This is a genomic window from Paenibacillus sp. LC231 (assembly GCF_001860525.1).
Taxonomy (GTDB): domain Bacteria; phylum Bacillota; class Bacilli; order Paenibacillales; family Paenibacillaceae; genus Paenibacillus_AQ.
In genome coordinates, this window is record NZ_JFOM01000056.1 from 42957 (window position 1) to 56366 (window position 13410).

General features: G+C 53.8%; 11 protein-coding genes. All 11 read left to right on the forward strand.

The features are described from left to right. The first annotated feature begins 165 nt into the window (after positions 1 to 165). The 11 genes from AK95_RS30615 (at position 166) to fmt (ending at position 13395) form a co-directional block, all read left to right on the forward strand. Positions 166 to 2961 carry a calcium-translocating P-type ATPase, SERCA-type gene (locus AK95_RS30615; protein WP_071223950.1) on the forward strand — a complete coding sequence of 932 codons (2796 nt, stop codon included), beginning with the start codon at positions 166 to 168 and terminating at the stop codon, positions 2959 to 2961. 75 nt (positions 2962 to 3036) lie between these two features. Beyond that, positions 3037 to 3870, forward strand: a complete 834-nt coding sequence (gene dapF / locus AK95_RS30620) for a diaminopimelate epimerase (protein WP_071223952.1) — start codon at positions 3037 to 3039, stop codon at positions 3868 to 3870. A 186-nt stretch (positions 3871 to 4056) separates the two neighbouring features. After that, a complete protein-coding gene (locus tag AK95_RS30625) occupies positions 4057 to 5928 on the forward strand; it encodes a bifunctional homocysteine S-methyltransferase/methylenetetrahydrofolate reductase (protein WP_071223694.1) in 1872 nt (623 codons plus the stop codon). Positions 5929 to 5966: 38 nt separating this feature from the next. Beyond that, positions 5967 to 6854: a YicC/YloC family endoribonuclease gene (locus AK95_RS30630; protein WP_071223695.1), complete on the forward strand. Its 888-nt coding sequence runs from the start codon at positions 5967 to 5969 to the stop codon at positions 6852 to 6854. A 53-nt stretch (positions 6855 to 6907) separates the two neighbouring features. After that, the gene (gene remA, locus AK95_RS30635) at positions 6908 to 7168 is read left to right on the forward strand and encodes an extracellular matrix/biofilm regulator RemA (protein WP_006209218.1); all 261 of its coding nucleotides are present in this window, start codon (positions 6908 to 6910) and stop codon (positions 7166 to 7168) included. Between the two features lie 13 nt (positions 7169 to 7181). Next, positions 7182 to 7754 (forward strand): guanylate kinase, encoded by a 573-nt coding sequence (gene gmk, locus AK95_RS30640; protein ID WP_071223696.1) that lies wholly within the window; start codon positions 7182 to 7184, stop codon positions 7752 to 7754. Between the two features lie 58 nt (positions 7755 to 7812). Next, positions 7813 to 8013, forward strand: a complete 201-nt coding sequence (gene rpoZ / locus AK95_RS30645) for a DNA-directed RNA polymerase subunit omega (RefSeq protein WP_071223697.1) — start codon at positions 7813 to 7815, stop codon at positions 8011 to 8013. A gap of 124 nt (positions 8014 to 8137) precedes the next feature. Next, positions 8138 to 9391: a bifunctional phosphopantothenoylcysteine decarboxylase/phosphopantothenate--cysteine ligase CoaBC gene (gene coaBC / locus AK95_RS30650; protein ID WP_071223698.1), complete on the forward strand. Its 1254-nt coding sequence runs from the start codon at positions 8138 to 8140 to the stop codon at positions 9389 to 9391. Then, positions 9391 to 11919, forward strand: a complete 2529-nt coding sequence (priA, locus tag AK95_RS30655; protein WP_071223699.1) for a primosomal protein N' — start codon at positions 9391 to 9393, stop codon at positions 11917 to 11919. Before coaBC ends, priA begins: the two co-directional genes overlap by 1 nt. Before the next feature lie 43 nt (positions 11920 to 11962). Then, on the forward strand, positions 11963 to 12457 hold the full coding sequence (def, locus tag AK95_RS30660; RefSeq protein WP_071223700.1) for a peptide deformylase: 495 nt from the start codon (positions 11963 to 11965) through the stop codon (positions 12455 to 12457). Then, complete coding sequence (gene fmt, locus AK95_RS30665) at positions 12454 to 13395, forward strand: methionyl-tRNA formyltransferase (RefSeq protein ID WP_071223701.1); 942 nt, start codon at positions 12454 to 12456, stop codon at positions 13393 to 13395. Before def ends, fmt begins: the two co-directional genes overlap by 4 nt. Positions 13396 to 13410: the final 15 nt, after the last annotated feature.

The window sequence follows — 13410 nt, forward strand, 5'->3', positions numbered from 1 at the left end:
ATCTGTCTGTTACCCTTCCTATCGTACTTCTCTATGATGCCATATTTCCTTCAAAAACTTAAGGCCCCTTCTGTGATAATTCAGGACCTGTCCGAATACATTTACGTAGAAAGGGTGGAAAAGCTGTCATCCGCCGGAGCAAAACAACCGGGAGGGAAAGGAAGCATGGAACAAAAGCAATGGCATCAGATGGATACGGATGAATTGCAGCAAGTGCTGCAAATGCATCCGGAGCAGGGCCTCACGGAAGAGGAAGCCGGGGAGAGACGAAAACAAAGCGGCTATAATGAGCTCTCCGAGGGCGTTAAAATTTCTCCATTTGTTCTGTTCTTGAATCAATTTAAGGATTTCATGGTGCTGGTCCTCCTTGGAGCCACCCTGGTATCCGGTCTGCTGGGCGAGTATCTGGATGCCGTAACGATTGTGGCCATCATCCTGATCAACGGGATCCTCGGTTTCGTCCAGGAATTCAGGGCGGAACGGTCGCTTCGGGCTTTGAAGCAGCTGTCCGCGCCGACGTCCAGGGTCATCCGGGACGGCAAAGTGGTACAAGTTGCTGCTAGAGAACTCGTACCTGGCGATGTCGTGCTCGTGGAGAGCGGAGACCGCATTCCGGCCGATGTTCGCTGGCTCGAGATCAACAGCTGCAGCGTCGAGGAGTCGGCCTTGACCGGTGAGTCCCTGCCGGTGAACAAACATGCCGAGCCGATTCGCGATGCGGACGTTCCGCTGGGCGACCGCAAGAACATCGGCTTTATGGGCACGATGGTGGCTCGCGGTACGGGCAAAGGCGTTGTCATCCGAACCGGCATGGATACGGAGATGGGCAAGATCGCCGATTTGATCCAGAACACGGAGTCGCAGGAGACGCCGCTGCAGCATCGCCTCGAACAGCTGGGTAAAATCCTGATCGCCGTTTCACTGGGGCTTACGATTCTGGTTGTCGTAGCAGGCATTCTGCATGGACAGCCTGCCGCAGGCATGTTCCTCGCTGGAGTCAGCCTTGCCGTTGCGGCCATCCCCGAAGGGCTTCCGGCCATCGTTACGATTGCGCTCGCCCTCGGCGTGCAGCGCATGATTAAGCGCAAAGCGATCGTACGCAAGCTGCCTTCCGTGGAGACGCTGGGCTGTGCATCCGTAATCTGTTCGGACAAAACCGGGACGCTCACGCAGAATAAAATGACCGTAACCCAAGTTTGGCTGGGTGGTCGCTCATTGGAAGTGACGGGGCAGGGGTATGACCCGACGGGTCAGATCCTTCATAGGGGCAAACCCGTGGAGCTTCGGTCCGACCAGGGACTGCGCAGATTACTGCAAATCAGCGGGCTGTGCAACAATGCCGAAATTTATGAGAACGTGCAGGAAGAATCGCGCAGCAAGCGCAAGAGCAAGGAAGAACCGGCAGCCGCTGCCTGGGAATTAAAAGGGGACCCGACGGAAGGAGCGCTGCTGACGCTATCGTCCAAGATGGGATTGACAAAGGGAAGCCTGAACTCCATCTATCAGAGAGACAAGGAGTTTCCGTTTGATTCGGAGCGAAAGCTGATGTCCGTCATCGTCAGCCATCAGGGCGGGCGCTTGCTCTGCACGAAAGGCGCACCCGATGTCCTGCTGGATGCATGCACTTATATCATGTGGGACGGAAACGTTGTGCCGCTTACCGCTACGCTCCGTCAAAAGGTGCTTGCCGCCAATGAAGGCATGGCTTCTGACGCGCTGCGCGTGCTTGGTTTGGCTTATCGGGATTTGCGTTCCTATGACAAGCCGGAAACGGAGAAAGAGGCCGAGAGCCAGCTTATTTTTGTCGGGCTGGCGGGGATGATCGATCCGCCGCGCCGTGAAGTGCGCGAAGCGATTGCTACATGCCGCCGCGCGGGCATCAAGACCGTCATGATCACGGGCGACCACCGGACGACGGCGGAAGCGATCGCCGCCCAGCTGGGCATCCTGCCAAGGAACGGCCTGTCGTTATCAGGCCAGGAGTTATCCCGGATGGATGACAAAGAGCTGGATGCGAGAGTGGATCAGACCTTTGTGTATGCCCGCGTATCCCCTGAGCATAAGCTCCGCATCGTGAAGTCGCTTCAGCGTAAGGGGCATGTGGTTGCCATGACGGGGGATGGCGTGAACGACGCCCCAGCCATTAAAGCGGCGGATATCGGAATAGCCATGGGGATTACCGGTACAGACGTAACGAAGGAAGCGTCGTCGCTGGTGCTCAGTGACGATAATTTCTCCACGATTGTTTCGGCGATTGAGGAGGGGCGGAGCATTTATGAAAATATCCGCAAATTCATCCGCTATTTGCTGGCCTCCAATGTCGGCGAGATTTTGACGATGTTTTTTGCGATGATGATGGGACTGCCGCTTCCGCTCGTTCCGATCCAGATTCTGTGGGTAAACCTGGTCACCGACGGGCTCCCGGCCATGGCGCTTGGGGTGGACCAGCCGGAGAAGGATCTGATGGAGCACAAGCCGCGCGGGGCCAAGGAAAATATTTTTGCCAGACGGCTTGGTTGGAAAATCATCAGCCGCGGCATATTGATCGGCCTGTGTACACTTGGCGCATTTTGGATTACGCTTCGCATCGCGCCGAATGATCCGGATCAGTTGGCCAAAGCGCAGTCCGTTGCCTTTGCCACACTCGTCATGGCGCAGCTGATCCATGTGTTTGACTGCCGCAGCTCGCGTTCGATTTTCCACCGCAATCCGCTTCAGAACAAAGCGTTGGTGCTTGCTGTGCTGTCCTCGGTATTGCTGATGCTCGGCGTCATGTACATCGAGGCGTTTCAGCCGATCTTTAAGACCGTTCCATTGGATTTGAAAGAATGGGCACTGACACTCGTGGCTGCCGGCATTCCTACCTTCCTGATGGGAGCGGGAAGCGTGTGGGGTGGCAGACGGAACCGCAACCGGAACCGCCGCAACATGATGACGAAGAGTGCAAATATTTCGGCATAAATTGAATGGATAGCCCATCACCTCTGCGATATGCTAAGCACGAGAATAGCAATTGCAGAGGAGATGGGTTTTATGATGGAATTTACGAAAATGCATGGACTTGGCAACGACTTCGTTGTCGTATACGGCGAACAGGAACTTCCATCCAATGCATCCGAACAGGCCGTGAAGCTGTGCAATCGCTTTTTCGGCATCGGTGCAGACGGACTTGTATATATTTTGCCTTCCACGAAGGCTGATTTTATGATGCGGATCATGAACTCAGACGGTTCCGAAGCCGAACAATGCGGCAACGCCATTCGTTGTGTCGCGAAGTATGTGTATGATCACGGTCATATTGACCGAGAGGAGATTACCATTGAAACCATCGGCGCCGGAGTACAGCAAGTGCGCCTTACGGTTCAGGACGGTCAAGTAAGCAGCGTGCGGGTCGATATGGGTGAACCGGTCCTGGATGGACTGAGCGTGCCTACATTGATCGATCTCCATCCGGTGGTGAATCATCCCATTGAAGTGGACGGCCGGGAATTCCGATTCACCGCGGTATCCATGGGGAATCCGCACTGCGTCATTTATGTGGACGATGCCATTAACTTCGATCTCGGCGTATGGGGGCCCAAACTTGAGGTGCATCCGCTCTTCCCGAGAAAGATCAACGTGGAGTTTGCGACGGTCAACTCACGGGGGCAAGCAGATATGCGGGTATGGGAGCGCGGTGCAGGGCCGACTTTGGCCTGCGGCACCGGCGCTTGCGCAACATTGGTGTCCTCGGTGCTGAACGGATTGACAGATCGCAGCGCGACAATCTCTCTTAAAGGCGGAGACTTGTTCATCGAGTGGGAGGAGTCCGACAATCATGTGTACATGACAGGGCCGGCCGAGGTCGTGTACGCAGGAACGCTCGCCTGATAGAGGATCCGCCAGCCATGACAATCCCCACCCGCAAAAGCAAAAAAACGGTATGTTGTAAAGTTTGTCCTGTAGGGGTGGACACGGTAGGGAGGCCTTCTGAAGGCCTCCCTTTTGTCTCTTTATCTTTAGAGAGGTTTTATGATACATTAGTTGAAAATAAACGTCGGGTGGAGGAGAAACGCGATGAAACCGAATCTTCGGAAGGCATGGGAGAATCAGGTACTGGTCGGTGACGGCGCGATGGGTACTTATTTATATCAAAAAGGATTTCCTGTGGGCATATCATATGAAGAACTGAATTTAACCTCCCCGGAGGTCATCGGGAACGTTCATCGCCAGTATGTTGAGGCTGGTGCGCAGGTCATTGAGACGAACACGTTCTCTGCCAATTATGACAAGCTGTCCAAATACGGCTTGGAGGCGAAGGTAGGAGAGATCAACCGCGCAGGCGTAAGAATTGCGCGTGAAGCCGCTGGCGATAGCGGATATGTTGTGGGTGCGGTAGGCTCCATCCGCGCGGGCAAAAGAAGCAACATTTCCACGAGCGAACTCAAGCGTTATTTCGAAGAGCAGCTGTCGGTTCTCATATCGGAAGGCGTTGACGGCATTCTGCTCGAAACGTTCTATGACGTGGATGAAATTCAATTGGCTTTGGCGCAGGCCCGGATGCTAAGCGACCTGCCGGTGATCTGCCAGTTTGCGGTGGAGGATATTGCCCGCACGCTGGACGGCTTCACAATGCCGGATGCTTACCGCATCCTGAGTCAAGAAGGCGCGGACGTGATCGGCTTTAACTGCCGGACAGGTCCAAACGGCATCATGCGCGCGCTGGAAACCTTGAACGGTATTATGAATCTTCCGGCTTCGGTCTATCCGAATGCAGGGATCGCCGATTATGTGGACGGGGAATACCGGTATGGTGCGAGTCCCGAGTATTTCGGAAAGACGGCACTGGAGTTTGCGGATCGTGGCGCCCGGATTGTCGGCGGGTGCTGTGGAACGACGCCGGAGCATATTGCTGAAATTTCATCGGCGTTGTCCGGTTACGTGCCTGCGCCGCTTCCGATCGTCGAGGAGGCTGAAGTCAACCGGATCGTGATTCACGAGACGGCCCAAGAGCAATTTTACGAGCGCAGCGGGGAGCCGACGATTGTTGATATCGTGAAGGAGCGGCATACCGTTATCGTGGAGCTGGACCCTCCAAGGGATTTGGATATTACCAAGTTCATGAAAGGCGCGGAAGCTTTGAAAAAAGCGGGGGCCGATGCGCTGACCCTTGCAGATAACTCGCTGGCCGTAACCCGCATGAGCAACATGGCCCTCGGACATCTGGTACAAGCACGCACGGGACTTCGGCCTTTGATCCACATCGCTTGCCGTGACCGAAACCTGATCGGCACGCAGTCGCATATGATGGGCTTTGATGCGCTCGGCATCGACCATGTGCTTGCGGTGACCGGGGATCCGGCACGCTTCGGGGATTTGCCGGATTCCAGCTCGGTTTACGACATGACCTCATTTGAAATCATCCGCATGATCAAACAGCTGAACGACGGCATTGCTTTTTCCGGAAAGCCGCTGAAGCAGAAGGCCAAATTCGTTGTCGGCGCAGCGTTCAATCCCAATGTAAGGCATCTTGACAAGGCGGTTGCTCGCTTGGAGAAGAAGATTGCCTCCGGTGCGGATTATGTGATGACGCAGCCCGTGTACGATCCCGAGTTAATGGTTAGGCTGAGAGAAGCGACGGCACATCTGGATATCCCGATCTTTATCGGCATCATGCCGCTGGCAAGCGGACGGAACGCGGAGTATCTGCATAACGAGGTGCCGGGCATTCAGCTCTCGGATGAAGTCCGCAGCCGCATGGCAGGGCTTGAAGGCGAAGCGGGCCGGGCAATGGGTGTCAAGATCGGCAAGGAGCTGTTGGATGTTGCAACAGGGCACTTTAACGGCATATATTTGATGACGCCGTTTATGTTCTATGAAATGAGCGTACAATTAATGGAGTATGTCTGGGAGAAATCGGGCCGTCGATTGACCCCCTTGTTTCATTAATAATTATCAATTACAATAGTGTAATGGATGTGATTCCGATGTCATTGAGCATGACCGGATATGGGCAATCCGTTGTCGATTTTCAAGGTTACAGTGTCTCTTTCGAAGTGAAGTCGGTCAATCATCGGTATTGTGAAATCGTCTTTCGTATGCCCCGTGAATGGGCGTGCTTCGAGGATTCACTTCGACGGACGGTACAGAGCCGAATCGGACGCGGACGGATTGATGTTTATATTAACAAGGAAAACAACGGCGAGTCCCAGGGTGCCGTGCTGAACCACACCATGGTTCAGGCGTATTTACAGGCAGCCGAGGATTTGAAGTCATATGGAATCAAGGGAGATCTGGCGGTGCGGGATATTTTGTCGCTGCCAGATGTTCTTGTTAGTCCGAGCGGACTTCCCATGGATGAAGCGCAGCAGAAGTTATGGAATGATGCGCTTCTTCAAGGTCTTGAACAAGCGCTGGAGGGTCTGATCCAGATGCGCAGCAGGGAAGGTTCTTTTCTCGTGAAGGATATCGAGCAGAGGCTTGACCGATTACAGCTGCTTCACCGAGAAATGACTGAACTTGCTCCTGAAGTTCCGGAAGAGTACCGGAAGCGTCTGAGGCAGCGCATAGAATCTCTTGATGACGGGTCGCTTGCTGTTGATGAACATATATTCGGAATGGAAGTCGCTCTGTTTGCTGAACGTTCCAATGTGGACGAGGAGTTGATTCGCCTTCACAGCCATTTGGAACAATGCAGAGAGCTGCTTCATCAGAAAAGCCCTGTAGGCCGTAAACTGGATTTTCTGATTCAGGAAATGAACAGAGAAGTCAATACGATTGGATCGAAAGCCAATCATCTGACTCTGGTAAACCGTGTTGTCGAAATGAAAGCGGAACTGGAGAAGATTCGTGAACAAGCCGCTAATGTGGAATGACCGCAGCTTCATCGGCAAGTAAGAGTCAAATGTATAGGGGGAGCAACCGCACTATGGCAATCAAACTTATTAATATTGGCTTCGGAAACATCGTATCGGCCAATCGGATCATCTCAATCGTGAGTCCTGAATCGGCTCCGATCAAGAGGATCATTCAAGAAGCACGGGACCGTCATATGCTGATTGATGCTACATATGGCCGAAGGACACGGGCTGTTATCATTACGGATAGCGATCATGTGATTTTATCGGCTGTGCAGCCAGAAACGGTGGCTCACCGTCTGTCCAGCAAAGATGACGACAACGACGAATAAGATGAGGAGTACTATGTCTAGAGGATTATTGATTGTATTGTCCGGTCCTTCCGGGGTGGGTAAGGGAACCGTCTGTACGGCACTTCGCAGCCGGGTTCCGGAGCTGGTGTATTCGGTGTCGGCAACGACGCGTTCGCCACGGCTCGGTGAGGTACATGGTGTGAACTATTTTTTCAAAAGTCGGGAACAATTCATGGATATGATTGAGAACGACCAGCTTCTCGAATATGCGGAATACGTCGGGAACTATTATGGAACCCCGCGTGATTTTGTGGAAGAAACTTTAGCCTCCGGTAAGGATATTATACTGGAGATCGAAGTGCAGGGCGCACTGAAGGTCAAGGAGAAGTTTCCGGAGGGTATCTTTGTGTTTCTGATGCCGCCGTCGCTGGATGAACTGAAGGATCGGATCCAGGGCCGGGGAACAGAGAGCCAAGCGACCATCGACCACCGCATGTCCGTAGCGGTTGACGAAATCAATTTGCTGCAGCATTATGATTATGCGGTAGTGAACGATGAAATCAATCTCGCTTGTGAGAGAATACAATCTATCATTATTGCCGAACATTGTAAGGTGAGAAAGTAAGCTGTCTTTTCATAGACGGTGCTAACTTTCAAGTAAAAGAAGAAGAGGTGATTCGACCATGTTATATCCATCCATTGATGAAATGATGAATAAAGTAGACAGTAAATATTCTCTTGTGGTTGCGGCTTCCCGCCGTGCACGCCAATTGCGTGAAGGCGGAGTCAGCGAGTTGAAACATCCAAAATCCCATAAGTTTGTCGGTGTCGCTCTGGAAGAAATCTATGGCGATTACGTGAAAATCGAGAAGGGACAGGACTAAGGCTTTTTTTTCAATATTTGAATATCATGCGTTAGCGCGCGAAAATGTGACAACCGAAAGGTTGTTATTTTTTTGAGAAGATATGAGAATGTAGCCTTTATACAATGGAAAGCGGGGGATTGTCATGTTGAACGGAAAAGTCATTGTGCTTGGCGTTACAGGTGGCATTGCCGCGTATAAAGCAGCGACTTTATGCAGCAGGCTTGTCCAGAGGGGAGCGGATGTGCATGTCATTATGACGGAATCCGCGAAGCAGTTCATTCCGGAATTAACGCTTCAAACGCTGACCAAAAACCCGGTTTATAGCGATACCTTTGATGAACGGGATCCCTCGGTCGTCTCGCATATCCACTTGGCCGATCTGGCCGATTTGGTATTGATCGCTCCGGCCACAGCCAATGTTATCGGCAAGATGGCACATGGCCTGGCGGATGACATGCTGACCACGACGCTGCTCGCGACGACGGCTCCCGTCATGATCTCGCCGGCAATGAACGTGCATATGTACACGCATCCGGCCGTCATGGCCAATATGGAGACGCTGGTTTCCCGCGGGGTGTCCATGATTGAACCCGGAGAGGGGCTTCTGGCTTGCGGATATGTTGGAAAGGGACGAATGGAAGAGCCTGATACGATTGTTGACGTGGTTGAACGGTTTTTCCGAGATCGCGGGGCACAACCTGTGGCGTTGAATGAGGATAAAGAGAGCAGCTCCACAGGCATATTGCACGGCAAAAAGGTGGTTGTCACGGCCGGCGGCACCATTGAGCGCATTGATCCTGTCCGGTATATAACGAATGATTCTTCCGGGAAAATGGGATTTGCGATTGCAAAAGCGGCCAAGCAGCTGGGAGCGGATGTTCACCTCATTGCCGCTCATACCGATGAAGCTCCACCAGTGGGAATCAAGGTGGAAAGAGTGGAATCGGCCCAAGATATGTACGATGCGGTGCAGCGCGTATTCGAGCATAGTGATATCGTGGTCAAGGCGGCCGCTGTTGCCGATTATCGCCCAGCTGAAGTAGCGACGTCTAAGATCAAAAAGCGAGGGGAGACCATGACGCTGGATCTTGTCAAAACAACCGACATTCTGGAGAGCCTGGGACGCCAAAAAACCTCCCAGTTCTTAATCGGATTTGCCGCGGAGACCGATACAGTGGAGCAGTTCGCCAGAGAAAAGCTGAAACGCAAAAATTGCGATCTGATCGTTGCTAACGATGTTACACAGGCAGGAGCGGGCTTTGGCACGGATACGAACAGCGTTCATATCTTTGATGCAGAAGGGCTGGTCCTGCAGCTTCCAGTGATGTCCAAGGAGGAAGTGGCCCAGAGGTTGTTAACACTGGCGGCTGATCGGTTATCCGGGAGGTCATCCTGATGGAAATGGCACGAGTGATTGTGGACGTGCCGTCCAAGGATACGGACCGGCCTTTTGATTATTTGATTCCTGAGGAACTTCGGCCCTGGGTCGAGGTAGGCAGCCGGGTCGGCGTGCCGTTCGGGCACCGAACGCTCCAGGGATTCGTGATCTCTCTGCATCCCCGGCCCGAGATGGATACGGCGAAAATGAAGCCGATTCAGGAAGTCCTCGATGTGATGCCGCCGCTTTCACCTGAGCTGATTGAGCTTGGTGAATGGATGAAGGAGCGTTACGCATGCCGATATATATCGGTCCTGCAGTCGATGCTGCCTACGGCGCTGAAAGGGAAGGCGGAGCGGTACATTTCCATTGGCGATTCAGACACGTTGCAGACGGATCAAACCGACGGATTATTTGCGCTCCTGCCCGAAAGTGAGTCGGAGGAGGAGATCATCCGCTTTGTCAGTCAGAAAGGCGAGGTTTCGCTCCAGCAGTTAACGCGGGCATTTCCGGATGGCGCTGCGACCATTAAAGCGCTGATCGGCCGAGGACGGCTTAGCGAATTTCAGCAAATCAAGGATAAACTGCAGAAAAAAACGATAAAAGCGGTAGAGCTTGCCGTATCGAGTGAGGAAGCGCATCAGGCGCTGGCTTCATTTCCGGCCAAGGCTCAGCGTCAGAAGGAAGTGCTCCAATATATTTTGGAGATGGAAGCATTTCTGCCGATATCGCAGAAGGATCTGCTCCAGACGCTGGGTGTCACCGCAGGCACCGTGAAGGGACTGGCTGACAAAGGGCTGATTACCCTTGAGGATATCGAAGTGTTCCGCGATCCGTATCGAGGGCGGCATTTCACGCCTAGCACCCCATTGGCGCTCACACCGGAGCAGCAAGCGGTGTATCGCAGCATCGTGCACAAGCTGGATGAACGCAAGCATGGCGTGTTTCTCCTGCACGGAGTGACGGGCAGCGGTAAGACCGAAATCTACCTGCAGACGATTCAGCGATGCCTCGAACAGGAGCGTCAGGCGATTGTGCTGGTGCCCGAAATATCGCTGACACCGCAAATGGTGGAACGGTTCAAAGCCCGTTTCGGCGATCGTGTGGCTGTCATGCACAGCCGGCTTTCAGATGGAGAGCGTTACGATGAATGGCGGAAAATAAGAGAAGGCCGGGCGTCCGTTGTCGTGGGCGCTCGATCGGCGGTATTCGCGCCGTTTAACCGTCTGGGATTGATCATTATGGATGAAGAGCATGAAGGCTCTTATAAGCAGGAAGAAACACCGAAGTACCATGCCCGGGATGTTGCGATTCACCGAGCCCAGCTGACCGGCGCAGCCGTCATTCTGGGTTCGGCAACGCCTTCGCTGGAGAGTTACCATGCGGCGAGATCGCAAGCTCAGGATGATTTTGCGCCTCACCTGCTGGAGATGCCGAGCCGTGCGCTGGGCAACAAGCTGCCCGAGGTCCAGGTCGTGGATATGCGGGAGGAGCTACGTGAAGGCAATCGCTCCATGTTCAGCCGCTCTCTGCATGCCGCGATTTCGGCGCGGCTGGAACGCGGGGAACAGACGGTGCTGCTGTTGAATCGGCGGGGCTACTCCACGTTTGTCATGTGCCGGAGCTGCGGATATGTTGCAGGCTGTCCGGAATGCGACATTTCGCTGACCTACCATCAGAAATCGAATAACTTACGCTGCCACTATTGCGGTTATGCGGCACAGGCTCCGGAGGTTTGCCCGGATTGCGGAAGCGAGCATATACGTTATTTCGGCACAGGCACACAGCGTGTCGAGGAAGAATTGGCCAAGCTGTTTCCCGGCATTCGCGTCATTCGGATGGACGTGGATACCACGACCGAGAAGGGCTCTCACGAGAGGCTGCTGAAGCAGTTTCGGGATAAAAAAGGGGACGTGCTGCTAGGCACCCAGATGGTCGCCAAGGGCCTGGATTTCCCTGATGTCACCTTGGTCGGCGTCATAACGGCCGATTCGGCGTTGAACCTGCCCGATTTCCGGGCGGCCGAGAAGACGTTTCAGCTGCTCACTCAGGTTGCCGGAAGAGCTGGCCGCCATCAGCTGCCGGGTGAAGTGGTTATCCAATCCTATACGCCGGAGCATTATTCGATTATCCATGCAAGCAGCCATGATTATTTATCCTTCGTCAAGGACGAGCTGAAGCACCGCAAAGCGCTCCATTATCCGCCGTATTGCAGGCTGATCCTGGTGACGCTGTCGCATGAGCAGCTGCCGCTGCTGGTAAGAATGGCGGAGAATTTTGCTGCGACCATTAAAAGTGAATCCGACCGCCGGGGATGGTTTGGAAGCCTGGACCGATTCGACGCAAGCGCGCTTGATATATTGGGTCCGGTAGCCTCCCCTATTCCGCGGCTAAAAAATAGATACAGATTTCAATGTATGATAAAATGGCGGGGAACGATGGATGCTGTCACGCTGGTACGCTCGGTTGCCGAGAAGCTGCAGGATTCGGCGCGGGACAGCAAGCTCCAGATCAGTATTGACGTAGATCCGCAAATGTTAATGTAATACAGCATACAATGATGAAAAGCACAAGGATGGTGTCATAGACATGGCGATTCGTATTATCGTTAAAGAACCGGATGAGGTTCTTCATAAAAAGGCAAAGGAAGTTACCAAAATTACGCCGAACGTTCAAAAGCTCCTGGACGATATGGCGGATACCATGTACGATGCGGAAGGCGTCGGGCTGGCTGCGCCGCAGGTCGGCATTCTGAAGCGTCTGATCGTGATCGACGCCGGTGACGAGCACGGCTTGATCAAAATGATCAATCCGGAGATCGTGGAGAGCGAAGGCGAGCAATTCGGGCCGGAAGGCTGCCTGAGCATTCCAGGATGGAACGGAGATGTGCGCCGTGCGGAGAAAGTGACCGTTAAGGGGCTTGACCGCGAAGGCAACGAGCTTGTCATTACAGGTACCGGGCTGCTTGCGCGAGCGTTTCAGCATGAAATCGATCATCTGAACGGGGTGCTGTTTACGGAGATCGCTGACCGGGTGTATGAGTATGTTCCGGAACAGCCGAGAAAAGAGCTGGAGAACCGATGAATATCGTATTTATGGGCACCCCGGCCTTTGCAGTACCCAGTCTTGAAATGTTGATTAGCGAAGGTTATTCCATTGTCGCCGTCGTTACGCAGCCTGACCGCCCGCAAGGGCGTAAAAAGGTGCTGACCCCAACGCCGGTTAAGGAAGCCGCTCTTCGTCACGGCATTCCTGTTCTGCAGCCTCAGCGCCTGCGGAATCCGGAAGCTGTGGCCGAGCTGGCCGAGTATAAGCCTGATATGATTGTCACCGCCGCCTATGGCCAAATTCTGCCGAAATCGGTGCTGGATATGCCGTCACTGGGCTGTCTCAATGTCCACGGCTCGCTGCTCCCCGCTTACCGGGGAGGAGCTCCGATTCAGCGCAGTATCATCAACGGAGAATCCGTAACAGGCATCACGCTGATGTATATGGCGGAGGGGCTCGACACGGGCGACATGATCGCCCGCACCGAGGTTCCCATTGAGGATGACGATACGGCAGGAACCATGTTTGAGAAGCTGAGCCAAGCCGGCGCGGAGCTGCTGCGATCAGAGCTGCCGCGGCTTGTGAAGGGCAAGGTGGATGCCGAGCCCCAGGATGACACAAAGGCAACGTATGCACCGAACCTGACCCGCGATGACGAAAGAATCGACTGGACTCGCACATCCCGCGAAATTTACAATCAAATTCGCGGTCTGGTTCCTTACTCCGGCGGATTTACGCTGTGGAACGGGGATGTGTTTAAAGTATGGGCAGCGGCTAAGCCGGACAGCGCACAAACCCCATCTAACGATGCACAGCCAGGAACCGTGCTTAAGCTCCATGAGAAGGGGATCGTCGTGAAAACAGGCGATGGCACGCTAACGCTGTTAACCGTCCAGCCCAGCGGCAAAAAGGCAATGGATGCGGCGCAATTCGTGCGCGGGACGAGCCTGACGGTCGGGACGGTGTTGACGTGAGCGGGAACCGCAGGC

Coding starts and splice junctions, on each gene's coding strand:
- AK95_RS30630 (WP_071223695.1), top strand. CDS start 5,967: ATGTCATTGAGCATGACCGGATATGGGCAATCCGTTGTCGATTTTCAA.
- fmt (WP_071223701.1), top strand. CDS start 12,454: ATGAATATCGTATTTATGGGCACCCCGGCCTTTGCAGTACCCAGTCTT.
- dapF (WP_071223952.1), top strand. CDS start 3,037: ATGGAATTTACGAAAATGCATGGACTTGGCAACGACTTCGTTGTCGTA.
- AK95_RS30615 (WP_071223950.1), top strand. CDS start 166: ATGGAACAAAAGCAATGGCATCAGATGGATACGGATGAATTGCAGCAA.
- AK95_RS30625 (WP_071223694.1), top strand. CDS start 4,057: ATGAAACCGAATCTTCGGAAGGCATGGGAGAATCAGGTACTGGTCGGT.
- rpoZ (WP_071223697.1), top strand. CDS start 7,813: ATGTTATATCCATCCATTGATGAAATGATGAATAAAGTAGACAGTAAA.
- coaBC (WP_071223698.1), top strand. CDS start 8,138: ATGTTGAACGGAAAAGTCATTGTGCTTGGCGTTACAGGTGGCATTGCC.
- remA (WP_006209218.1), top strand. CDS start 6,908: ATGGCAATCAAACTTATTAATATTGGCTTCGGAAACATCGTATCGGCC.
- def (WP_071223700.1), top strand. CDS start 11,963: ATGGCGATTCGTATTATCGTTAAAGAACCGGATGAGGTTCTTCATAAA.
- priA (WP_071223699.1), top strand. CDS start 9,391: ATGGAAATGGCACGAGTGATTGTGGACGTGCCGTCCAAGGATACGGAC.
- gmk (WP_071223696.1), top strand. CDS start 7,182: ATGTCTAGAGGATTATTGATTGTATTGTCCGGTCCTTCCGGGGTGGGT.